23 protein-coding genes are annotated in these 22,934 nt (G+C 65.6%); 14 read left to right on the top strand and 9 right to left on the bottom strand.

Features of this window, described 5'->3' with window-relative positions; all coding sequences use genetic code 11:
* Window positions 1-55: 55 nt before the first annotated feature.
* Window positions 56-739, bottom strand: a complete 684-nt coding sequence (locus ASE59_RS03750) for a pilus assembly protein (RefSeq protein ID WP_056452076.1) — start codon at window positions 737-739, stop codon at window positions 56-58.
* Window positions 740-836: 97 nt separating this feature from the next.
* Here ASE59_RS03750 and ASE59_RS03745 point away from each other — a divergent pair, with 97 nt between their 5' ends.
* The 4 genes from ASE59_RS03745 to ASE59_RS03730 are packed head-to-tail and all read left to right on the top strand — an operon-like array spanning window position 837 to window position 4,270.
* Window positions 837-1,481 (top strand): squalene/phytoene synthase family protein, encoded by a 645-nt coding sequence (locus tag ASE59_RS03745; RefSeq protein WP_235515628.1) that lies wholly within the window; start codon window positions 837-839, stop codon window positions 1,479-1,481.
* A gap of 41 nt (window positions 1,482-1,522) precedes the next feature.
* The gene (locus ASE59_RS03740; RefSeq protein ID WP_056452073.1) at window positions 1,523-1,984 is read left to right on the top strand and encodes an EF-hand domain-containing protein; all 462 of its coding nucleotides are present in this window, start codon (window positions 1,523-1,525) and stop codon (window positions 1,982-1,984) included.
* Window positions 1,985-2,016: 32 nt separating this feature from the next.
* Entirely contained in the window at window positions 2,017-2,463 is a 447-nt protein-coding gene (locus ASE59_RS03735) for a MerR family transcriptional regulator (protein WP_056452070.1), read from the top strand.
* Between the two features lie 4 nt (window positions 2,464-2,467).
* Window positions 2,468-4,270, top strand: coding sequence for an acyl-CoA dehydrogenase C-terminal domain-containing protein (locus ASE59_RS03730; RefSeq protein WP_056452067.1), 1,803 nt, complete (start codon window positions 2,468-2,470; stop codon window positions 4,268-4,270).
* Window positions 4,271-4,530: 260 nt separating this feature from the next.
* Here the strand turns inward: ASE59_RS03730 and purC are convergent, their stop codons facing one another.
* Together purC and ASE59_RS03720 are read right to left on the bottom strand one after the other, a co-directional pair.
* Window positions 4,531-5,310, bottom strand: coding sequence for a phosphoribosylaminoimidazolesuccinocarboxamide synthase (gene purC / locus ASE59_RS03725; protein WP_056452064.1), 780 nt, complete (start codon window positions 5,308-5,310; stop codon window positions 4,531-4,533).
* A 120-nt stretch (window positions 5,311-5,430) separates the two neighbouring features.
* The gene (locus ASE59_RS03720; RefSeq protein ID WP_056452061.1) at window positions 5,431-6,282 is read right to left on the bottom strand and encodes an alpha/beta hydrolase; all 852 of its coding nucleotides are present in this window, start codon (window positions 6,280-6,282) and stop codon (window positions 5,431-5,433) included.
* Window positions 6,283-6,428: 146 nt separating this feature from the next.
* Here ASE59_RS03720 and ASE59_RS03715 point away from each other — a divergent pair, with 146 nt between their 5' ends.
* The 3 genes from ASE59_RS03715 to ASE59_RS03705 all read left to right on the top strand — a co-directional run bounded on the left by ASE59_RS03715 (window position 6,429) and on the right by ASE59_RS03705 (window position 11,183).
* Entirely contained in the window at window positions 6,429-7,010 is a 582-nt protein-coding gene (locus tag ASE59_RS03715; RefSeq protein ID WP_162235264.1) for a TetR/AcrR family transcriptional regulator, read from the top strand.
* 60 nt (window positions 7,011-7,070) lie between these two features.
* A complete protein-coding gene (gene parC / locus ASE59_RS03710) occupies window positions 7,071-9,323 on the top strand; it encodes a DNA topoisomerase IV subunit A (RefSeq protein WP_056452055.1) in 2,253 nt (750 codons plus the stop codon).
* Window positions 9,324-9,449: 126 nt separating this feature from the next.
* Window positions 9,450-11,183, top strand: a complete 1,734-nt coding sequence (locus tag ASE59_RS03705) for a putative bifunctional diguanylate cyclase/phosphodiesterase (protein ID WP_082458054.1) — start codon at window positions 9,450-9,452, stop codon at window positions 11,181-11,183.
* On the opposite strand, the gene ASE59_RS03700 is transcribed toward ASE59_RS03705, so the two are convergent.
* Genes ASE59_RS03700 through ASE59_RS03685 form a run of 4 tightly spaced genes read right to left on the bottom strand, consistent with a single transcriptional unit; the run spans window position 11,153 to window position 13,936 of the window.
* On the bottom strand, window positions 11,153-12,358 hold the full coding sequence (locus ASE59_RS03700; protein ID WP_056452052.1) for a CCA tRNA nucleotidyltransferase: 1,206 nt from the start codon (window positions 12,356-12,358) through the stop codon (window positions 11,153-11,155). The two genes, ASE59_RS03705 and ASE59_RS03700, sit on opposite strands and share 31 nt — an antisense overlap.
* Entirely contained in the window at window positions 12,349-12,939 is a 591-nt protein-coding gene (locus ASE59_RS03695) for a CoA pyrophosphatase (protein WP_056452049.1), read from the bottom strand. The genes ASE59_RS03700 and ASE59_RS03695 overlap by 10 nt, the downstream gene beginning before the upstream one ends.
* Window positions 12,936-13,499: a DUF1285 domain-containing protein gene (locus ASE59_RS03690; protein WP_056452046.1), complete on the bottom strand. Its 564-nt coding sequence runs from the start codon at window positions 13,497-13,499 to the stop codon at window positions 12,936-12,938. The genes ASE59_RS03695 and ASE59_RS03690 overlap by 4 nt, the downstream gene beginning before the upstream one ends.
* A gap of 41 nt (window positions 13,500-13,540) precedes the next feature.
* Complete coding sequence (locus ASE59_RS03685) at window positions 13,541-13,936, bottom strand: GNAT family N-acetyltransferase (protein WP_414899154.1); 396 nt, start codon at window positions 13,934-13,936, stop codon at window positions 13,541-13,543.
* A gap of 243 nt (window positions 13,937-14,179) precedes the next feature.
* Here ASE59_RS03685 and ASE59_RS03680 point away from each other — a divergent pair, with 243 nt between their 5' ends.
* Window positions 14,180-14,551 carry a dihydroneopterin aldolase gene (locus ASE59_RS03680; protein WP_056452819.1) on the top strand — a complete coding sequence of 124 codons (372 nt, stop codon included), beginning with the start codon at window positions 14,180-14,182 and terminating at the stop codon, window positions 14,549-14,551.
* On the top strand, window positions 14,548-15,291 hold the full coding sequence (locus ASE59_RS03675) for an SDR family oxidoreductase (protein ID WP_082458053.1): 744 nt from the start codon (window positions 14,548-14,550) through the stop codon (window positions 15,289-15,291). The genes ASE59_RS03680 and ASE59_RS03675 overlap by 4 nt, the downstream gene beginning before the upstream one ends.
* Window positions 15,292-15,295: 4 nt before the next feature.
* Here the strand turns inward: ASE59_RS03675 and ASE59_RS03670 are convergent, their stop codons facing one another.
* A complete protein-coding gene (locus tag ASE59_RS03670) occupies window positions 15,296-16,153 on the bottom strand; it encodes a hypothetical protein (protein ID WP_235515627.1) in 858 nt (285 codons plus the stop codon).
* Window positions 16,154-16,375: 222 nt separating this feature from the next.
* On the opposite strand from ASE59_RS03670, the gene ASE59_RS03665 reads away from it, so the two are divergent.
* From ASE59_RS03665 to ASE59_RS03645, 5 genes are all read left to right on the top strand, one after another.
* The gene (locus ASE59_RS03665) at window positions 16,376-17,068 is read left to right on the top strand and encodes an energy transducer TonB (RefSeq protein WP_056452043.1); all 693 of its coding nucleotides are present in this window, start codon (window positions 16,376-16,378) and stop codon (window positions 17,066-17,068) included.
* 85 nt (window positions 17,069-17,153) lie between these two features.
* Entirely contained in the window at window positions 17,154-17,945 is a 792-nt protein-coding gene (locus tag ASE59_RS03660; RefSeq protein WP_056452039.1) for a MotA/TolQ/ExbB proton channel family protein, read from the top strand.
* A gap of 73 nt (window positions 17,946-18,018) precedes the next feature.
* Entirely contained in the window at window positions 18,019-18,504 is a 486-nt protein-coding gene (locus tag ASE59_RS03655) for an ExbD/TolR family protein (RefSeq protein WP_056452033.1), read from the top strand.
* Between the two features lie 12 nt (window positions 18,505-18,516).
* Entirely contained in the window at window positions 18,517-18,945 is a 429-nt protein-coding gene (locus ASE59_RS03650) for an ExbD/TolR family protein (protein ID WP_056452030.1), read from the top strand.
* A gap of 124 nt (window positions 18,946-19,069) precedes the next feature.
* Window positions 19,070-19,441, top strand: coding sequence for a hypothetical protein (locus ASE59_RS03645; RefSeq protein WP_056452026.1), 372 nt, complete (start codon window positions 19,070-19,072; stop codon window positions 19,439-19,441).
* 126 nt (window positions 19,442-19,567) lie between these two features.
* On the opposite strand, the gene ASE59_RS03640 is transcribed toward ASE59_RS03645, so the two are convergent.
* A complete protein-coding gene (locus ASE59_RS03640) occupies window positions 19,568-22,933 on the bottom strand; it encodes a TonB-dependent receptor (RefSeq protein WP_082458052.1) in 3,366 nt (1,121 codons plus the stop codon).
* Window position 22,934: the final 1 nt, after the last annotated feature.

Here is a 22,934-nt window from a genome sequence, read left to right as displayed (position 1 = left end):
CATTGTCGATTGTGTCCGGGCCGGTCGTCGTCGTGCTGCCGTCATATTTCCGGGACTAGTAATAGGCGTTGTCGACCATCCATTCGGGCCGCAGCAACATGCCGACATTGACGTTCGACGAATACGGAACGGCGCCATAGCGGATCAGCGTTCCCGGCTTTTTGGCGCGATCGAGCGTGTCGTAGAAGTTCATGACCGCCTGACGCAAACCGGTGATTCGGTCGGCGGTGTCACCGGCGTTGGTGTCGGTCATCGATCCGGTCGTGTCGAGCACGAACATGACGTCGAGATTGGGGATTTCGAGCTTCGCCTCGCACGCGACCCTGACCGTAACGGGTTCGAAGCCGAACATCCGCATCAGCGTCATCGGCACGGTGACCGATGCGGTGGCGGCGACCTGACCCTGATCGGTCTTTACCGGGGTGAAGGCTGGATCGGCCGACGCCATCATCCCCGCCTGAAAATTATTGGCGAAGAATGCCTGTGCCTGTAGCCGGGCGGCATCGTTGAATTCGGTGCCGTTCATGAATTTGCGCCCGGCCAGCGCACCCGCGTCGCATGCCTGTTGCAGGCGCACCTTGACGTAGAAGACCCGCGCGGTATCGATCGCCGAACCGACCATGCCGATCAGCGGGATCATCGCGAAGGCCATCATCGCCAGTGTGTTGCCGGTACGGTCGCGCGCCAGCCGCGTCAGAAAGCCGCCCGGTCGTGCCCGGTCCCACCCGCGTCCGATCATCGCCCACCCACCCCACGCTGCGCAAATCCACGCAATCGATGCATTTGACTAGCTGAACAGGGTTGACGGAATGTTAAGACCCGCACTGACGGAGCCGATGGAAACGATCCCCGATCCCGAACGCAGGCTGGCACTGGCCTACGCGCCCGACGATGGACGGCGTGCAGCGCTGTCGGCACTGCTCGCGCTCGACGCGGCACTTGCCGATGTCATGCGCACCACGACGCAGCCCGCGATCGGGCAGATCCGGCTGGCATGGTGGCGCGAACAGCTGGCGAAACTCGATCAGGCGCCACCGCCGGCCATGCCGGTGCTGGCTGCGCTGGCCGAGCAGGTGCTGCCGCGCGGCGTGACCGGCGTCGCGCTGGCCAAGGTGGTCGAGGGCTGGGAGGTCCTGATCGAGGAAGAGACGCTCGATCGCGATGCGCTGTCTCGTTTTGGTGTGGAGCGGGGCGGGCAGTTGTTCGCGCTGGCGGCGGCGATCCTCGGCGGTGATGCCGGGCGGGCAGCGACGTTGGGACAGGGATGGGCGCTGGCCGATCTGATGCAGCATCTCGACGACCGGAATGTTGCGGAGACGGCCGGCGCGCTCGCGCGGACGGCGCTGGCGACGCGGCTGGGTGGTGTCGCGCGACCGCTCGGCCTGCTGGCACTGTCCGCACGGCTCGATCTGGCACAGGTGGCACCGGGCGGACCGAAGCGTGCGGCGCGGCTCGCCTGGTTCGGGCTTGCCGGGCGGTAGGGGCTGGCCGATACAGGCGGCGGGCAGCGGGGAGTAGAGCGATGTGGCGGTTCCTGGCGGGGGTGGGCTCGGCATTGGCGCTGGTCGCGGCCGGGCTGTTCCTGTTCCGCGGCGATGCCGCCACCGAAAAGCTGCCGCCGCCGCCCGCGCCCTTTGCTGCTAGCCAGACGGCCGAGGCGGAATTGCCCGAACCGCCGGCAGCCGCGACCCGGACGCGCGAGCAGAAGCGGTTCGATCGATATGACAAGGATCGCGACGGTCGCATCACCCGCGACGAATATCTGGCGTCGCGGCGCAAGGCCTATGCGAAGCTCGACACCAATGGCGACGGGCGGCTGAGCTTCGATGAGTGGGCGGTCAAGACCACGGCCAAGTTCGCGACCGCCGACAAGGGGCGCGACGGGTCGCTGGACGCCGCCGAATTCGCGACGACCGCGGTGAAACGAAAATCGGCGAAGCGGGCCGTTTGTCCGCCGGCTCCGGCAGCAGCTGACGAAGGTTGACGTTCACGTCAACGTAAACTAGCGTTGCGGTCATGACAGCTGCCGCCGCCCGTCTATCCGAGTCGTCCGGGGAAGCCGATCGCTTCTCGATCACCGACCTGTGCGGCGAGTTCGGGGTCACCGCCCGCACGCTGCGCTTCTACGAGGACGAGGGACTGATCGCGCCCGAACGGCGTGGTCTTGCCCGCATCTATTCGCAGCGCGATCGTGCGCGGCTCGCCTGGATCCTGCGCGGCAAGCGGGTGGGGTTCAGCCTCGCCGACATTCGCGAGATGATCGACCTGTACGATATCGGCGACGGTCGCGTCGTGCAGCGGCAGGTCACCGTCCAGAAATGCCGCGACCGGATCGCGCTGCTCGAAAACCAGCGGCGCGATATCGATGCCGCGATCGCCGAACTCAGCGACTTCGTAACCACGATCGAAGCGCTGCCGCACCAGAGCGCCCCGGCAGAGGGCGCACCCCCGGAGAAGGATTGACCCGATGCCAAGCTATACCCCGCCGGTCCGCGACACCCGCTTCATCCTCGACCATGTGCTCAAGATCGGCGACCATGCCGCATTGCCCGGCTTCGCCAATGCCACGCCGGATACGGTCGAGGCGGTGCTGGAAGAGGGCGGCCGCTTTGTGGCGGAGGTGCTGTTCCCGCTGAATGCTTCCGGCGACCAGCAGGGCTGCACCCGCCATGCCGATGGCAGCGTGACGACGCCCGACGGGTTCAAGGACGCCTATCGTCAGTTCGTCGAATCGGGCTGGGGCACGCTGTCGGCGCCGGAGGCGTTCGGCGGGCAGGCGATGCCGCATGTCGTCGCCACCGCATTCGAGGAATATCTGATCTCCGCCAACATGGCGTTCGCCATGTATCCGGGGCTGACGCACGGCGCGATCGCGGCGCTGCTGGTCAAGGGTTCGCCGGAACAGCAGGCGATGTATGTGCCTAAGATGGTGTCGGGCGAATGGGGCGGCACCATGAACCTGACCGAGCCGCAATGCGGCACCGATCTGGGTCTCATCAAGACGCGTGCGGTGCCGAACGACGACGGGTCGTGGGCGATCACCGGCACCAAGATCTTCATCTCGTCGGGCGAGCATGACCTGACCGACAACATCATTCACCTCGTCCTTGCCAAGACGCCGGGTGCGCCGGAAAGCTCGAAGGGGATTTCGCTGTTTGTCGTGCCGAAGTTCCTGGTGAACGACGACGGGTCGCTGGGCGACCGCAATCCGGTCACCTGCGGCTCGATCGAGCACAAGATGGGTATTCATGCCAATTCGACCTGCGTCATGAACTATGACGGGGCGAAGGGCTGGCTGGTCGGTGAGGAGATGAAGGGTCTCGCTGCAATGTTCATCATGATGAACGCGGCGCGATTGGGCGTCGGCTTGCAGGGGCTGGGCGTTGCCGAGACCGCGTATCAGAACGCGGTCATCTATGCCGGCGACCGGCGGCAGGGGCGGGCGCTGACCGGTCCGGCGCAACCGGACGAAAAGGCCGATACGCTGTTCGTCCACCCCGATGTCCGGCGGATGTTGATGGAGGGCAAGGCGCTGACCGAAGGCCTGCGCGCGCTATGCCTGTGGGGCGCGTTGCAGGTCGATCTGGCGCATATGAGCGAGGATGCGACTAGGCGCGAGCTGGCCGACGATCTCGTGTCGCTGCTGACCCCGGTGATCAAGGGCTATGGCACCGACAAGGGTTATGACGTCGCGACCAATGCGCAGCAGGTCTATGGCGGCCATGGCTACATCGCCGAATGGGGCATGGAGCAATATGTCCGCGATGCGCGGATCGCGATGATCTATGAAGGCACCAACGGCGTGCAGGCGATGGATCTGGTCGGGCGCAAGCTGGCGCAGAATGGCGGCCGGGCGATCCAGCATTTCTTTCGCATCGTCGGCGAAGAGATCGCGACCGCAAAGGGGGCGGAAGCAACGCGCGATTTCGCCGAGCGGCTGGAGCGGGGCCTCAAGGATCTGCAGGCGGCGACCATGTGGTTCATGGGGAACGGCATGCAGAACCCGAACCATGTCGGCGCGGGCGCGCATTCCTACATGCACATCATGGGCATCGTCGCGACCGGGCTAATGTGGCTGCGGATGCTGACCGCCGCCGAGGCGCTGGCAGCGTCGGGCGAGGGCGATCCGAAGTTCGTCGAGGGCAAGCGGGTCACCGCGCGCTTCTATGCCGAGCGGATCATCCCGGACACCGGCGCGCTGCGGAGGAAGATCGAGGGCGGGGCCGATGCGGTCATGGCGCTCGACCCGGCGCTGTTCGCGCGGGGGTGAGGGGCCAGCGAGACAGCCGTCATCCCGGCGCAGGCCGGGATCCACGGACGGGGTGTTGCCGATGCGGTGCGCTACCGTGGGCGTCGCGTATCCATGAATCCCGGCCTGCGCCGGGATGACGTTGCGATCGGTTGTGATCCATCCTGAAACACAAACGTCACCCCAGCGCAGGCTGAGGTCTCGCTGTTGGGCACCGCAACGTCAGGGCCGAGAGAGACCCCAGCCTGCACTGGGGTGACGTTATTCAGTCGAACGCAGCCTTACTTCTCGCGCTTCTTGCGATGCGTTTCGAGGTCGAGCACCGCCGAGTCCGCGCCTTCGGGCAACAGGCCCAACCGGCGTGCGACTTCCTGATAGGCTTCGACTTCGCCGCCCAGATCGCGACGGAAGCGATCCTTGTCGAGCTTCTCGTTGGTGGTCATGTCCCACAGACGGCAGCCATCGGGGCTGATTTCGTCGGCCAGAATGATCCGGCTGAAATCATTGTCCCAGATGCGGCCGAATTCGAGCTTGAAGTCGACCAGTCGGATGCCGATCCCGGCGAACAGGCCCGACAGGAAATCGTTCACGCGGATCGCCATGTCGGCCATCTCGTGCAGTTCGTCCTGCGCCGCCCAGCCGAAGCACAGGATGTGTTCGTCCGACACCATCGGATCGCCCAGCGCATCGTCCTTGTAATAATATTCGACGATCGTGCGCGGCAGCTGCTGGCCTTCCTCGATGCCCAGCCGCTTCGACAGCGAGCCGGCAGCGACGTTGCGCACCACGACCTCGATCGGGACGATTTCGACCTGACGAATCAACTGCTCGCGCATGTTCAGGCGGCGGATGAAGTGGGTCGGCACGCCGATATTGCCGAGCAGCGTGAAGACATGCTCGGAAATCCGGTTGTTCAGCACGCCCTTGCCGTTGATCGTACCCTTTTTCTGGGCGTTGAAGGCGGTGGCGTCGTCCTTGAAATACTGGATCAGCGTACCCGGTTCCGGACCCTCGTACAGGATCTTTGCCTTGCCTTCGTAGATCTGGCGGCGGCGAGCCATGCGATTCCCTTCGACGAAACGGGCCGGCCAAGGGAATGCCCGTGGCCGGTGGAGAAAGCCGCCGCATAGCCCAAGGCAGCCGACCACGCAATCGCGCCGCGGGACGGGATCGGTCGTGCCTCAGCCTTTCCGTGCGCGTGCGATCGCGGCCTTCGCTGCCGCCCATGCCGTGGTGCCGGGGGCGATCAGTTCGACATGGCCGGTGTCGTCGACCCGACGTTGCGTGACCCGGTCGCCGGCTGCCTGCGCGGCCGCCGCAAAGGCGGGGGCCATGTGTGCGGGAACGATGCGATCCTGCGCGCCGTCGATCAGGTCGATCGGTACGCCGACGGGGAGCAGTTCCACTACCGAGGTATCGGCGAAGCGATCCGGCCGGTCGCCGCCGACCAGTTGCGCGATCACCTTGGTCCCGCAGCCATTGTCGGGACTTGCTTCCACCGCGGCAAGATCGGGCAGGCCGCCCAGGCTAACGACATGCGCGATCGGCAGCGGATCCTCGGTCGCCAAGGGGCTGTGCCGTGGCAGGCGATGTCGTGCGGCGAGCCACAGCGCCAGATGGCCGCCCGCCGAATGCCCGACCGCCACGATCCGCGAAAGGTCGAGCCGGCACGCTTCAGCGTGCTCGCGCAGCAGGTCCACCGCTGCCGCCGCATCGCAAAACGTCCCCGGATAGCCGCCGCCGTCACGATCGACCCCGCGATAGTCGATATTCCACACCGCGATTCCGTCCGCGCGGAGATCGGCGGCGACCCAGTCCATCAGCCGCCGGTCGGCGATCGAACTCTGCCAGCAACCGCCATGGACCATCACCACGGTGGGCCAGCATCCGGGCGGATCGCCGGACGGCAGCCACAGATCGACCGATTGCAATTGATCTGTTCCATAGCGAAACATATGGTCCGGCTCGGCTCGTACCCGCGACGTCAGATCGGGCCACGTCATCGGAATCCATGGGGTGCTCGGTTCGATCATTGCCGGTTTTCCGCTTATTCAGGGTCACAAACGTACGAAAGGTGTAGAATCGTATAATAAACGTCGCACATGTGGATAAATTTAGGTTATGGGACATACGGGGAAAAGAATGGCCGGATGGGTGCTGGCCGCAAAGGGGCGTTACCGTGGGTAGAACTCGTACGATCGAGCGTGACAAGCTGTTGGATGCCGCGGAAGCGGTGACGCTGGAAAAGGGGCCGGCCGGCCTGACCATTGCCGCTGTTGCCGAACAGATGGGCATCACCAACGGCGGGGTGCAATATAGTTTTCGCAGCAAGGAATCGCTGATCGCGGCGATGTTCGAGCGGTGGCAGGAAGAATATGCCGAGCGGATCGCCGAACTGGGGGCGAGCGACCCCAGCGGCCCCTGCGCCGTTCGCAAGCATATCGATTATGCCGCCGACTATAACGACCGTTCGCGGCGCGGCGCGCCCAGCTTGCTGGTAACGTTGCTCAATTCACCGCAGCATATGACGGCAGTCCGCAAATGGTATCGCGAACGGGTCGACATGATCGACGTGACCGGCGAACGCGGCCGGCGGCTCCGGATGGCGTTCCTCGCCATGGAAGGTGCGTTCCTGATGCGCCTGTTCGGGTTGATCGAGATGGGTGACGCCGAATGGCAGTCGATCGTTGCCGATGTCGTCGCGCTGGCCGATGGCGAACCGGAGCAGTATGTCGCAAAGGTCGGTCGCGAAGCCGCCTGATCCCGGTTCGTTCCATTTCGCCCCTCGCAGGAGTGCGGTTCGCCTGCTATCGCGGTCGCGATGGCAAGTGAACTGACCGACCCTTCGACCCCGATCGGCGTCTTCGACGCACCGTTCGACAGTGCGCTGTCGGAACGGTACCTCGTCTATGCGCTGTCGACGATCACCGCCCGGTCGCTGCCCGATGTGCGCGATGGGTTGAAGCCGGTGCATCGCCGGCTGCTGTGGGCGATGCGGCTGCTGAAGCTCGATCCCGCGTCGGGGTACAAGAAATGCGCGCGCGTCGTCGGCGACGTGATCGGCAAATACCATCCGCATGGCGACCAGTCGGTCTATGACGCGATGGTCCGCCTGGCCCAGGATTTCGCGCTGCGCTATCCGCTGGTCGACGGGCAGGGCAATTTCGGCAATATCGACGGCGATAACGCCGCCGCCTATCGCTATACCGAGGCTCGGCTGACGCAGGTCGCGATCGACCTGATGGCCGGCCTCGACGAAGACGCGATCGACTTCCGCCCGACCTATAATGGCGAGGAGCAGGAGCCGGAACTGTTCCCGGGCATGTTTCCCAACCTGCTGGCCAATGGCGCCAGCGGCATCGCCGTCGGCATGGCGACCAGCGTGCCGCCGCACAATGCCGCCGAATTGTTCGAGGCGGCGATCGTGCTGGTCGATCAGCCCGAGGCCGACGATGCCGCCGTGCTCGCCCATGTCCGTGGTCCCGATTTCCCGACCGGCGGCATCATCGCCGATCCCCCCGCCGCGATTCGCGAAGCCTATGCCACCGGTCGCGGTGGCTTCCGCGTGCGCGCGCGCCACATGGTCGAGCGGGAAAAGGGCGGCGGCTGGCAGATCGTCGTCACCGAAATCCCGTACGGGGTGCAGAAGGGCAAGCTGATCGAACAGATCGCGGCGCTGATCAACGACAAGAAGCTGCCGATCCTGACCGATGTCCGCGACGAATCGGATGCCGAAATCCGCATCGTCCTCGAACCGCGCAGCCGGACGGTCGACCCCCAGGTGTTGATGGACGGGTTGTTCCGCCTGACCGACCTCGAATCGCGCGTGCCGCTGAACCTCAACGTTCTCGACAAGGATCGCACCCCGCGTGTCATGTCGCTGCGGGAGGCGCTGAAGGCTTGGGTCGACCACCAGTTCGTGGTGCTGCGCCGTCGCAGCGAGCATCGCCTTGCCAGAATCGCCGACCGGATCGAGCTGCTCGACGGGTATCTCGCCGCCTATCTCAATCTCGACCGGGTGATCGCGATCATCCGTACCGAGGACGAGCCGAAACCGGTGCTGATCGCCGAGTTCAGCCTGACCGATCGACAGGCCGAAGCGATCCTCAATATGCGGCTGCGGTCGCTGCGCAAGCTGGAGGAGATGGAAATCCGCGGCGAGCGGGCGAAGCTGGAAAAGGAGCAGGCCGAACTGACCCTGCTGCTGTCCAGCGAAGCACGCCAGCGCACGCGGATGAAGCGCGATCTGTCGAAGATGCGTGACCGCTATGGCAGCGAAACGGCGCTCGGCAAACGCCGTACCGCGATCGAGGAAGCCGCACCGGCACGCGAAATCCCGGCCGAAGCGATGATCGAGCGCGAGCCGCTGACCGTCATCCTGTCGCAACGCGGATGGGTGCGTGCGCTGAAGGGCCATGTCGACCTCGCGTCGGCCGATACCGCGCGGTTCAAGGAGGGCGACGGTCCGGCCTTCGCCTTCCATGCGCACACCACCGACAAGCTGTTGCTGACCACCGATGGTGGGCGCTTCTATACGCTCGGCGCCGACAAGCTGCCCGGCGGACGCGGCTTCGGCGAACCGGTTCGCGCGATGATCGACCTCGACGGTGATGCGCGGATCGTCGGCCTTCTGCGTGCGGCGACGTCGGACCGGCTGTTGCTGGCGGCGACCGACGGGCGCGGCTTTGCGGTGCGGGTCGCCGACGTGCTTGCCGAAACGCGCAAGGGCAAGCAGGTGATGGCGCCACGGCCGGGGGCGAAGCTGAAGGTCGTGCGTCCGATCGGCACGGACGATGACTATGTCGCGGCGATCGGCGACAATCGCAAGCTGGTGCTGTTTCCCTTGTCGGAGCTCGCCGAAATGGCGCGCGGACAGGGGGTGCAGTTGCAGCGGTTTCGCGACGGCGGGCTGTCGGACGCACGCACGTTGCGCTTCGTCGATGGCCTGACGTGGACGATGGGCGGCGAGACCGGGCGGGTGCGCACCGAAAGCGACCTGACGCCATGGCGGGCGGCGCGCGGGGCCGCCGGGCGGATGCCGCCCAACGGATTTCCGCGCGACAATCGGTTCTGACAAGCGGTTCGCGGCAGACGCGGACGGTGGTTCCGAACCGGTTTCGGCGCGCTGGCATGCTCATCCATTGGAATCGTATGCCGAACTTCAGAAGCTTTTAACCAACGTCGCTCTATAGCGATGCAAATGGCTTTCGGTCGGCAATTCCTTTCGGCGTTCAAGACGCATCCGTTTCCGGACGAACCCACGGCCGTCCGGGTCGAGGCGTCTTATGCATCGGGCGTATCGGATGCGGCGGATTCGGCGGCGCTCGACCTGATCCCGGCGCCGACCGCGATCGCACATCTGGTCGACGGACGGGTGGTGTTCAGCGCCAGTAACATCGCCTTTCGCGCCGCCGGTTTCGTCGGCGCCGGGCAGGCGGCACTGCTCGACGGCATCGGCGAGCAGATCGCGACCTTTCTGGGCTCGACCGACACCCGCTGCCGCCTGTCGCTCCAAGTTGGGGATACGGTCGACAGCCGCTATTATGACGTGACGCTGGCCCGGCGTCCCGAAGCGGTCGCGCTGGCGCGCTGCCTGATAACGCTGCTCGATCAGACCGCCGAACAGCGGACCGAGGCCAGCCTGCGCCGCGAGATGAATACCGATTCGTTGACGGGGCTTGCCAACCGTATGGGGTTTGGCGACCTGGTCGACGAAGGGATCGCCGGGGGCAACCGTGCCCGCTACGCGGTGCTGGCGATCAATCTCGACCGGTTCAGCCGCGTCAATGCGTGCATGGGATCGCTGTCGGGCGACGAATTGCTGATCTCCGTGGCCCGCCGGTTGAAGGGCGTGTTGCGTGGTTGCGACGTCCTCGCGCGGACCGGGGGCGACGAATTCGCGGTGCTGCTGACGCTGCGTGAGGGGCCGGACGATGCGATGCTGGTTGCCGGGCGGCTGCAACAGGCGCTCGTCCAACCCTTCCAGCTGTCGGATTTCAGCATCCGCGTCGATTGCTCGATCGGTATCGCCTTGGGCGAGGATGCCGAGGACGAGGCCGAGGATCTGATCCGTCACGCCCAGTTCGCGGTGAAGCGATCGAAGCGCACCGGCCAAACCGAAATCTACCGCCCGCATCTGTTCGATATCGTCCGCAGCCAGTTCTCGATCGAAACGCGCCTGCGCAACGCGCTGGAGGAACGGCAGCTGCGGCTGGCCTTCCAGCCGATCTATGACCTGTCCAACGGTCGGATCAGCAGTTTCGAGGCACTGGCCCGCTGGCAGACTCCGGACGGCCAGCATATTTCCCCGGTCGAGTTCATCCCGGTGGCCGAGGAATCGGGGCTGATCGTGCCGCTGGGCCGCTGGGCAATGGACGAGTCGGCACGGATATTGGCCCAGTGGGACCGCCAGTCGGGCGGGAATTGCGGCGCCAGGATGGCGGTCAATCTGTCGGCGGTGCAATTGCAGCGCGACGATATTGCCGCGATGTTCGCCGACGTGCTGTCGCGGCACGACCTGCCGGGCGATCGCTTCACCATCGAGCTGACCGAAAGCGCGTTCATCGTCGATCCCGACCGGACGTTGCAGACGATGCTGGCGCTGAAGGACATGCGCGCCACGATCGCGATGGACGATTTCGGCACCGGCTATTCCAACCTCGCCTATCTGCAGAAGCTGCCGATCGACAAGCTGAAGATCGACCGCAGCTTCGTCTCGGGCATGCTCGCCGATCGCGACAAGGTGGCGATCGTCCGCGCCATCCTGAGCCTGGCCCAGGCGCTCGGCATGCGAACTACCGCCGAGGGGATCGAGACCCAGGAACTGGAACAGACGCTCGTCGCGCTCGGCTGCGCATTCGGGCAGGGCTATTATTATTCGAAACCGATCGAGGCCGATGCGGCCTATGCGATGCTGGTCGCGCGCAACGCCTGACCGACGACCTCGTCGGCGATCGCATGGGTGCGATCGGCGTCCGGAAAGCCTTCCGCGATCCAGCGATCCTCCACCGCGCGCAATGCCTTTGCGACATCGGGTCCGCGCGCCAGACCGCGCTCGACCAGCGCCCCGCCCGACAGCGGCAGGGCCGGGCGGATCCAGTCGACCAGACCGGCGGCGGCTTCGGACTGTCCCGACAGCAGGAGCCGATCGACGGCGCTTTCCACGCCCAGTCGATATCCCAGCGCCTGCGGGACTTGCGCGTCGTCCTGTCTCAGCGCGGTCGCGATACGCTTGCGAAACGCGTTCGACAATTTCAGCCGGGCGGTGACGGCTTCGGCATTGCCGGCGTCGAGCAACGCGGCGAGTCGCCGGATGGGGTCGGGCGCGATCCCTGCCGCGGCTTCGCATGCTGCAAGGGCCGCCAGCCGCTCGACCGCCGCCAGATCGATTTCGGGAAGCACCGGTTTCCAGATGCCGTGGTCGACCATCAACCGCATGACCGTCACCGCATCGCGAGCGACCAGCAGCTTGAGCAGTTCATCGGCGATCCGCTCACGCGACAGCGCCATCAGGTCGTTGGCGCGATCGATACAGGCCGCCAGTCCGTCCGCATCGGGCGCATCGCCGAATCGGGCAAGGAAGCGGAAGAAGCGCAGGATGCGCAGATGATCCTCGGCAATGCGGCGCAACGGATCGCCGATGAACCGCACTCGCCCGGCGCGAAGGTCGACGACGCCATCGAAATAATCGTGGAGCGCGTAGGTCCGCATATCGGCATACAGCGCGTTCATCGTGAAATCACGCCGCGCCGCATCGGCCCGCCAGTCGTCGGTGAAGGCGACCTCCGCATGGCGCCCGTCGGTGGTCACGTCACGGCGCAGCGTCGTCACCTCGACGACGGTGCCATCGGCGACCGCAGTGATCGTACCGTGGGCGATGCCGGTGGGCACCGCCTTGATCCCCGCCGCCTCCAGCCGCCGTACGACCTCCTGCGGCGGGTGGATCGTCGCGACGTCGATGTCGGAAACGGCCAGCCCGAGCAACGTGTCGCGCACCGCGCCGCCGACATAGCGTGCCGCGCCGGTGTCGGCGCCCAGTGCATCCGCCAACCGGTCCAGCCCCGGACGTTGCATCCATTCGGCGGCGGGGAGAATATCGGTCAGGGCCATGTCAGTCGTCGCGCCAGATTGAGGATCATCGCCGCCGTCGCACCCCAGATGCGCCGTTCGCCGAAGATCAGTTCGTGATAGAATCGCTCGGTTCCTTCGTGCCACCGGCTGCCGACCGCGAAATTCGCCGGATCGAGCAACAGCCGCAGCGGCACTTCGAAGATCGCATCGACCTCCAGCGGCGCCGGAACCAGCGGAAGGTCGGGGGGCACCGTCGCCAGCACCGGCACGACCTCGAACCCGGTCACGGTATGATAGCGATCCAGCGTCGCCACCACCGTTGCCGCCCCCACCGGCAGGCCGATCTCCTCGGTCGCCTCGCGCAGCGCGGCTCCGACCGGTCCGCCATCCGTCGCATCGATACTGCCGCCGGGAAACGCCACCTGGCCCGCATGGGTGCGCAGGTCGCCGGTCCGCTGCGTCAGCAGCACGCCCGGTTCGTCGCGCTCGGTCACTGCGATCAGGACCGCCGCCGCGCGCCATCCGCCTGCCGGCATCGGAGCCGCGCCGTTCAGATCGCCCGTCAGCAGCGCGTCGACCGGATCCGCCAGCCGAGCGCGCAGCCGGTCGGCCAGCGTCATGCCGGCTCGAACGGAAAGAACGCGCCCTCGCTCCACAGCCCGCGCCGCCCGTCCGGCCCGACCGCCAGCCGCTCGACCAGTTCGTAGAATACGGGACGCGCGATCAGCGCATCCATGCCGCCACGTACGCGCAGATAGGGGCGCGGTGCCGCGTCGGTCCCCTCGATCCGGATTGGATGCGCGGCATCGGCCACCGCCAGCTCATCGGTATTCAACCGGAACGCGATGCGGCCCTGTTCCCCCTCGCCGGACAGCTTCGCCTCGACCGCGACGAACGGTGCGTCGTCGACCGCGATCGACAGCTTCTCGACCGGCGTGACCAGCACATGGGAACCGTCCTCCTCGCGCCGCAGGATCGTCGAGAATAGTCGCACCATCTCGCCGCGGGTGATGGCGCTGCCCTGATGATACCATGTGCCGTCGGCGGCGATCCGCATCTCGCTGTCGCCGCAATGCGTCGGGTTCCAGCGCTCGACCGGCGGTAATTTGGCTTCGGCGGCAAGGCGGGCGACCTCGGCCAGCGAGAGCGAGGAAAAATCGGCGGGGGGCTGCATCGGCATGGCCGTCCGTTAGCTTGGACCGCGCGCCCGCGACAAGGGGTTCACGCCGCGAGAGCGACGCGCGGGCCGACCATGCCGCTGCATTCCGGCACCGCACCGCGCGCCAGCAACCGCCGTTGCTCATACGGCCCCGGCATCCTCCAGCCGCCGGTCCGCTCGGCACGAAAGTCGAAGCGGCCATAATATTCGGGATCACCGATCAGCATCAGCGGCGCATCCTCGCCGGCCGCCGCGATCGATTCCGCCATCAGTCGCTGCCCGATGCCGGTTCCCTGCCGATCGGGCGCGACCGCGACCGGACCGACCATCACCATCGGCACCGCTCGCCCGTCATCGGCGTTCAGCTGCACCGGCCAGCATTGAATACAGCCGGTCAGCCGCTCGCCTTCGACCCATGCGAAGCTCAGCGTGCCGATCGGTTGCAGTCCGGCACGCACGCGGTAGGCCGTTCGCCGATGCCGATCGATCCCGAACGCCGCGTCGAGCAGCGCTTCGACTTCGGCGGGGGCAATGGTGGCAAGCGGGGGCAATGCGGGCAAGGGCGGGTCCAATCCAATCGGGATGCGCGCCTGTACCGCCGCGACCGACGGGTACAAGGGGCAAGATTCACAAGCAGGCGGCTGTCGCTGCAGGCGGCGTCTGCTATCGCGCCAATGTTCCCAGTATATGACAGGTGCCGCTTGCGCGATTCGCTCCAACTCGAAGTCCACGATATCGAGGTGAATGTCCTGACGGGCATTTACTCGGAGGAAACGCACCTGCCGCAACCGCTGCGGATTTCGATGACGGTCGACCTCGACTGTCCCGAACGTTTCGCGCCGGACACGCCCTTGTCGGCGTCCAAAAGCTACATGGACCTGAAGCACGCGGCCACCGACGCATTGCCGCCGGGCGTGCATTTCACCCTGATCGAGGGCGTGGCCGACCATATCGTGGACACGCTGTTCCTGTCCGATCCGCGTGTACAGCGGGTCAAGATCCGCATCGTGAAGCTGGCAATCGCCGAAGCAGGCGAATCGATCGGCGTCACCATGGTCCGGCACCGGCGGTGAGCCGCCCGCTGGCGCTGGTCACCGGCAGCCATCGTCGGCTGGGCGGCCATATCGCCGTGCGGTTGGCGCAGGCCGGCTATGACGTCGCGCTCCACGCCAGCCGGCCGGGCGAGCCCGATCCCGTGGTTATTCGCGGGATCGGCGGAGCGCGATACGAGTCGTTCGTTGCCGATCTCGCCGATCCGGCGGCGGTCGCGGCGCTTGTCCCGGCGGTGGCGGATCGGTTTGGCCGGCGGGTGGATCTGCTGGTCAACAACGCGTCCTGCTTTCGCGCCGATGACGACAGCTACCCCGCGCCGGAGTCGCTGACCGCGCATTTCGCGGTCAACGCCGCCGCGCCGTTCGTGCTTGCCACCGCACTGGCGGGGCAGGGCGGGGCGGCGGTCGTCAATATCCTCGATCAACGGATCGCCCATCCGCACCGCGACCAGCTTGCCTATACCCTGTCGAAACAGGCACTTGCCGAAGCGACGCGGACGCTGGCGCTGGCACTGGCGCCCTCCGTGCGCGTCAATGGCGTGGCACCGGGCCTGACGATCGCGACCGAGGATTATGACGCCGAACAGCTCGAACGGCTGGCGGCGATGATGCCGCTCGAACGCCTGCCGAGCCCCGATCAGGTCGCCGATGCCGTTCTGTTCCTCGCCGGCGCCACCGCCTCGACCGGGCAAATGCTGTTCGTCGATGGCGGGGCAGGGCTGGTGCGGTTCGAACGCGACTTCGTCCATCTCGGCCGCTGACCGGTCAGCGGCGGCGTCCGTCGTCGCACCGCCCAAGCTGCTGCCGTACGAAGGCATAGTCTTCGCGGGCGATCGTCGCGTTGTCGTCGTCCTGCGACTGCAGGCTGGCTTCGGGCAGCGTTTCCGGCAAGCCGCAGGTCAGCCGATACCATGCCAGCGTGTCGCGCTGCGGCGCGCCACCGGCCTCGTCGATGATGTCGCCCAGCGACAATGCCCAGCGCTTTTCCTCACCCGGCCGGCGCAGGATCAGCAGCGACACCGGATTGCCGTCTTCGGTCTTCAGGAAAATCTGCGTCTCGCCTTCGCCGGGCAGGGTGCCGGGGACGTGGAACGCATTGCCGACCCCGGTCACCGCCGGCGGCGCGTCAGGGGCCAGTACGTCGCGCACCACCGCGCGCACCCGCTGGTCGAGCGTCGGCGTCCATGAAAATTGTGCATCGGGCGTAAGCAGTTGTACCTGATCGGGACGTCCGGCCACCGCACGGGCGAAGGCGATGACCCGCTGGCGCTTCAGATTGGGGGCACGCCCGCGCGGATCGAACGGCACGTCGACCAGATAGCCGACGCGTGCCGGCAACGGTCCGCTCGCCCGAATCAGCGCACCGACATCGGCGGTCACGTAGAACCGGACATGTCCCGGGGCGAGACCGGCTGCCTCCGCCGGCGGTATGCGTGTTGCCGACCGAATCGTCGCGTCGAGGACGATATTCCCGTCGAGCGCGAGCGTGGCGAGCTGTGCATAGGACGGACCGGATGATTCGGTAGCGATAACATCGCGCGTGCCATTCTGGCGCGCGACGACCGGACTACAACTGATCGAAAGCAGGGTCATGCCGGTCGCGGCGAGGAGGATGCGCTTCATCCGACCGGTCATAAGGTCCGGAAATGCGCGGTTACAGACTTATTTCGGTAATGGCGCGATTGTACGATTGTTTCGTCCGACAAAGCGTTTGCGTCGTTTAAAAGGCCGCGATAGACAATCGCGTCCGGAATGCCGCGTAGCCCCGGACACGACGGTCGTTGCGTGCCGGTTTCGCCGGACGGACCGACCCAATGTACCGGGCTAGAGGAGTTTGGTTGCTGAATGGCTTACGCTGACCAAAAAGCAGGTAGTGGCCGGATCGTCGCACTGATCATCGTGGGGATTCTCCACGTGGTGATCGGCTATGCGTTCATCTCCGGCCTCGCCTACAAATATGTTAAGAAGGTGACTGAGGATACCGAGACGTTCGACGTCGAGGAACCGCCACCCCCGCCGGAGGAAATTCCTCCGCCCCCGCCGCCGCCCGACACGCCGCAGCCGCAGACGCCGCCGCCGGTCGTGACGCCGCCGCCGATCGTCCGTACCCAGGCACCGCCGCCGGTGGTGATCCAGTCGGTTACGACGCCGCCGCCGACGTACAATCAGGTGCCGGTCGCAGCGCCGCCTGCGCCGACGACGCCGCCTGCGCCTCCCGCGCCGCCGGCTCCGGTGATCAGCAAGGCTGCCGGTGCGAAGGGTGACCCGTCGCAGTGGATTACGCAGGACGACTATCCCGCGTCGGCGCTCAATAGCGGTGACGAAGGCGTGACCGCGATCTCGTGGGACATCAATGCCCAAGGTCGCGTGGAAAACTGCCGCGTCACCTCGTCGAGCGGTTCGGCCGCGCTGGATCGGGCCGCGTGCTCGGCACTGCAACGCCGTGCCCGCTACTCGCCGGCACTCGATCAGGCGGGTAATCCGATCCGTTCGAGTTCGTCGCGTCGCGTTCGCTGGCAGCTGCCGGCCGATCGGTAAGACCGGGTGCCTCGCGGCGAATTGGTCGCGAGGCGGTCCCGGGGCATAATCTTCAAGAACATACCAGCTCTAAGGAAACTATCCGATGCTCACCATTCTTGCTGCCGGCGCACCCGCCGGGGCTCCGAACTTCGGCTTCTGGGAAGCGCTTCAGCAGGGCGGCGCGATCGCGTTCGGCACGCTGGGCATCCTGGTGATCATGTCGGTCGGCTCGTTCTATATCCTCTTCACCAAGCTGTTCGAACAGCAGAAGATCATGAACCAGGCGAAGCGCGTCCGCGCCACCTTCTGGCAGTCGAACTCGCTGCGTGAAGGCGCTGCCAAGCTCGACAAGAACTCGGCCTATCGCCAGATCGTCGACGATGGCCTCGCTGCCCAGGACCAGCACGGCAAGCTGACCGATCCGGTCGAAGCGCATGACTGGCTGCACGGCTCGCTCGCTCGTTCGGAAGCCTCGATCAACTCGAAGCTCAACGGCGGCCTCGCCTTCCTCGCGACCGTCGGCGCGACCTCGCCGTTCGTCGGTCTGTTCGGTACCGTGGTCGGCATCTACCGCGCGCTGGTGAAGATCGGTGCCGCCGGTCAGGCCGCCATCGGTGACGTCGCCGGTCCGGTCGGTGAAGCGCTCATCATGACCGCCATCGGTCTGGTCGTCGCGGTTCCGGCCGTGCTTGCCTACAACTGGCTGCAGCGCCGCAACAAGTCGATCTCGGAAGACCTCTCGGCCTTCTCGAACGACGTGCTCGGCTATCTCGCTTCGAACGGTGCGGTTCGTCCGACCGTTGCCGCTCGTGGCCCGGCGCCCGTCGCCAAGCCGGCAGTCGGCAGCACCACCGCCGGCCAGGCCGGTGGCGTGCCGACCGCGCCGCGCGTCTGATCCGACGCTGACACCGCCGGGGCTGTCTTCGGTCCCGGCGGTTCGATTGAGTATAAGTGGATAGGATAGCCTCATGGCGATGAGTGTTGGCGGCGGCGGCGATGAAGCCCCCCTCTCGGACATCAATACCACGCCGCTCGTGGACGTCATGCTCGTGCTGCTGATCATCTTCCTGATCGCGGTTCCGGTCGTGGTCCAGCAGGTGAGCGGTCTGAAGGTCCCCAAGGTCGTGTTCGAACCGACCACGACCAAGCCCGAAAACGTTTCGCTTTCGGTGCAGGGTCTGGGCGGCGAATGCGCCGTTTACTGGGGCCTGACGCGGGTCAATGCGGATGAGCTGCGCACCCGCGCGGTCAAGAAGCTGGAAGACGAAGTTGCCCGTCAGGGCGGCGTCGGCAACCCGAACCTCGAATTGCCCGAAGTGCATATCCGTGGCGACGTGAATACGCCGTACCGTTGCATCGGCGGCACCATCTACACGATGCAGTCGGCCGGGTTTACGAAGGTCGGGTTCATTTCGGAACCGGACCCCAATACCACGCCGCGCGCGCGTCAATAGGAGTAGCCTGATATGGCAATGAGTGGTGGCGGTCGCAGCGACGACGAACCGATGATGGACATGAACACGACGCCGTTGATCGACGTGCTGCTCGTGCTCCTGATCATGTTCATCATCACCATCCCGATCCAGAGCCACGCGGTGAAGGTCGATCTGCCGCAGCCGGACAATACGCCGCGCGATCAGGTCGATCCGATCAAGAACAAGATCTCGATCAACGCGCAGGGCCAGACCTTCTGGAACGGCACGCCGGTCGACGAGGTCACGTTGACGCAGTATCTGGACCAGACCGTGGGCATGAACCCGCAGCCGGAACTCCACTTCCAGCCCGACGCGACCGCGCGGTACGAAGTGGTCGACGGGGTGCTGGCGATCATCAAGCGCGCGAACGTGACGAAGCTCGGCTTCGTCGGCAACGAACAGTATCGCGCCGACTTCTAAGTCGCGCATCACTGTCTCGCAAAGGGGCGGCTTCGGCCGCCCCTTTTTTTGTGCCCGTCTTGCGGACCCGTCTTAAAAGTGAAACATTGATGTAATGCCGATGTAACAAACAGGAGACGATGTCATGCGAATCGGAACGCTCGTACTGCTTGCCCCGGCGCTGGCGGCCATGGGGATCGCCGCCAGCGCGAACGCCCAGGATGCGCAATACGCACACGCCGCCATTGCCGCCGGTAATCTGCCAGCCGCCGAGCGCGCTCTGGAGCGCGACGCGCGTGCGGGAAGCCGGGAACCGCAGGTCCTGCTCAACCTCGCTGCTGTCTATGCGATGACCGAACGCTCCGACACGGCGCGGGCCCTGTATACGCGCGTGCTGGCGGGCGAAGATGCGTCGCTGCTGATGCCATCGGATCAGGTTGCCAGCGCGCATGACGTGGCGCGGCGCGGATTGCGGATGCTCGACCGGTCCAGTGCGGTGCAGTTGACATCGCGCTGATTAAGGCGACGGGCGGCCAGCCGATCCGACCCTTTCGTCGATCGAGTTGCTGCCGTCCTACAGGAACGAACAAAAACGCCGCCGGGTTACCCCGACGGCGTTTTCGTTTTCAGATACCGGGCAGCGTCAGAAGTTCATACGCGCGACGATCGAGTAGCGCCGGTCGTTCACGTACCATTGCCGCGGCACACGACGGATCGCGTCATTCTGATCGGCGACGGCGGCTTCGGTGACCGTCATGGCATTTGTCAGGTTCACACCCTGAATGCCGATGCGGAATTGCGGCGTCACCTGTAGGAAGGCCGAGGCGTCCATCTGACCATAGGCCCGTTGGAAGATCGGGTCGAACGGGGTGATGACGTCGCGCAGCGTCAGCAGATAGTCCGACCGCCAGTTGTACGACGCGCGCAGCGACAGCGCTCCGATATCGATGAAAGGGGTGATGTTGAACTGGTGCTTCGACAGCCCTTGCAGCGGAAAGTTGGTTCCGGTGATCGTCGGCTGCTGACCGGCGGCGACCGCCGGGTCGGTCGCGGACAGCACCGCCTGCGGCACGCCCGAGCTGCTGATGAAGGTGTAGTTGGCCTGCAACCCCAGCCCCTTCAGCGCGCCGGGCAGGAAGTCGTAGGTCTGCTGATAGCCGACCTCGACTCCGCGAATATGGCCGGTCGCGTCCGAATTGACCGGCGTAGTGACGATGGCTTCGAAACTCTCGCCATTGTTGGTAAAGGTCTGGCGTTGGGTGTCGTTGGTCAGCACCTTGCTCAGCCGCTTGTAGAAGCCCGACACGGTAATCGACCCGACCCGCGAGAAATACCATTCACCCGTCAGGTCGAAGCTGTCGGCCTCGGTCGGCAGCAGATACGGGTTGCCCGCGTTGAACTGCCCGAACACCTGCACCTGGTTGGGGGGCAGGGTGCCGTCTGGATTGACGACGATCGGAACCTGCGCACCGGTGCTGTCGAGCTGCGACTGGGTGGTGAGGCCCACGGTATAATAGTTACGCACCAGACCCGGCGACGGCGGCGACACGCCCTTGCCATAGGCGGCCCGGAATTGCAGCCCGTTGCCGACCTCCAGCCGTACGTTCAGGCTCGGCAGCCAGTAATCATAGGTCAGGTCGACATTGTTGGCTACGACCGCGCCGTTCAGGAAGTTCTGATAGCTGGCCTGTTGCGCGCTCGGCAATGCGCAGAAGGCGGGGACGGTGGCGCCGGTTTCGCCGGCGATCACCTGACCGATCGCTTCCGAACATTGCGCCGCGGTCGGCAGCGAGGTGACGGTCGGGAAGGACTGGAACCCCTGGCTGATCCGCTGCGTGCTGGTGTAGCGGACGCCGACATTCCCGTTGAACTTCCACCCGTTACCGAATTCGGTGTCGAACCGCGCCATGATATAGGCGGCCTTGTTGCGTTCGGTCTGCGGATTGACCTCGCCGCGCAGATAGTCGGTGCCGGGCACCACGTCGCAGCGCTGGTTGAGCGGGTTCCACCCGGCATTGATCGCCCGGCCATCGGCGCAGGTCGTGCCGGGTTGCCATTCGCGACCGATCAGCAACCCGAGTTCGCGATATTGTTCGAGGTTGCTGGCCGGACGCCCCGAATAGAACAGGCGGCCGGGGCCGGCGGGGCTGGGCGTGCGGTCCTGCAGGAAGTTGTTGTAGAAGAAGGGCTGGGTCACGTTCGGCGGCGCGCCGCCATCGGTGGTCGGATCGCCATCGACATTGTCGGTCAGCCAGACCGGACCGTTGTTACCCCATTGTTCGGACAGCACGCCCCAATTGTAGGCCGAGAAGCGAGACACCGTATCGCGCTGCGCAAACCGGCCGCCGGCGCGGACCGCGCGGAGGAAGCCCGATTCGGGAAAGCTGTATTCGAGGTCGAGCCGCACCGCGTCCGAATTGCCGTCCGATTCCTCGGCATGGTCCATCGCCGAGCGATAGAAGGTGTTGTACGGATCGATGAAGCTCTGGTGCGTGCCGCTGAAATAGGTCGGATAGACGTCGGTGCCGGGCGTGCCGACACAGGTCGTGTCGCAGGTTTGCGGCGCGATGAAGCTGACCTCCGGAATACCCTTTCCATTCAGGCGGATCTGCGCGTCCTGGTAGCTCGACGTCCAGAGGCCGTTATCGACGGTGCGGTTGGTCGAGACGACGTGCTGATAGTCGAGGTTCAGACCGAGCCGGCTGCTGACGTCCCATTTCAGGTTGAACGAGTAATCGGTCGTGACATTCTTCGAAATCTGTTCGCGACCCTGATTGTTCGATTGCAGGCCCGACGCAGGGGTACGGGGGTCGAGGCCCTGTTGGTCGGCACGCCAGCCGGTCGGGGCGGTGATGATGCCGCTTTCGAACAGGCCGCTATCGTCGAAGTTCAGCGTCGTGCCGGCGCGGGCGCGCGAATCGCCGTTGGTCGTGACGTTGTCGGTCGCGATTTCGATGGTACGCTCGTTCCACGCCTGCCGCGCGTCGGAGCGCAGGAACTGGGCGGTCGCCTCGATCGAGCCGTCGGTCGAACGCCACTGCGCCGCCGCCGAATAGCCATAGCGTTCGCGGTTGAAATCCTGGCTGCCGATCACCGCGCCGCGCGGGAACAGCCCTCCGCCGGTCTGGGTCGCGCCGTCGAAGGCGACGACGTCGTTGCGGGTGCCGTCCGAATAGATCGGGCGCACGCGGAACGACGAGATGCCGAGCCGGTCGGCGCGGGTGTAGAGCTGCGAATAGCTGATCGATCCAAGTAGGCCGAATTCGCCGATCCCGGTTTCCCAACGGTTGCTGACCAACGCCGATAGCGACGGTGCGCCCTTCTTGGCGAACTCACCATAGTTCATCTCGGCATTGGCGGAGACGAGCAGGCCCTTCTGATCGAACGGCTTGCGGGTGCGCAGGTTGACCACGCCGGCAATGCCGCCCTCGATCCGGTCGGCGGAGGGCGATTTGAACACGTCGACGCCGCCGAGCAGTTCGGAAGGAACGTCGGCGAAGCTCAGGCCGCCGCTATTGCCGGCGGAGAAGGCGTCGCGGCCGTTGAATTCGGAGCGGACATAGGTAAGCCCGCGCACGACCACGCCCGAACCCTCGACCGAGAAATGGTCGGGATCGACGCCGGCGGCGAAGCGGTTGATCGACACGCCGGGAATGCGCTGCAGCGTTTCGGTGACCGATCGGTCGGGCAGCGCGCCGATATCCTCCGCAGTGACCGAATCGACGATCACGTCCGAATTGCGCTTGATCCCCTGCGCGGTCGACAGCGACTGGCGGAAACCGGTGACGACGATATCGGGGGCTGCGGTATCGTCCGGGGCCTGGGTCGGTTCGGCTTGGTTGTCAGCGTTGTCAACGCCTGGCGCGATTGACGTCTGCGACACGTCGCCGGCGGCGGTTTGCGCCAGGGTCGGGGCGGCGAGGCACAGCGCGACCAGCGATGCGCCGGCTTTCAACGCAGCAGCGAGCGAACGGTCGACGGGTGACGGATGGATGGATGATGTTGGCACG

It is taken from the genome of Sphingomonas sp. Leaf10 (assembly GCF_001421245.1).
GTDB lineage: Bacteria > Pseudomonadota > Alphaproteobacteria > Sphingomonadales > Sphingomonadaceae > Sphingomonas.
The sequence above is the reverse complement of the archived record's forward strand: the minus strand, read 5'-3'. Positions and strand labels throughout refer to the sequence as shown.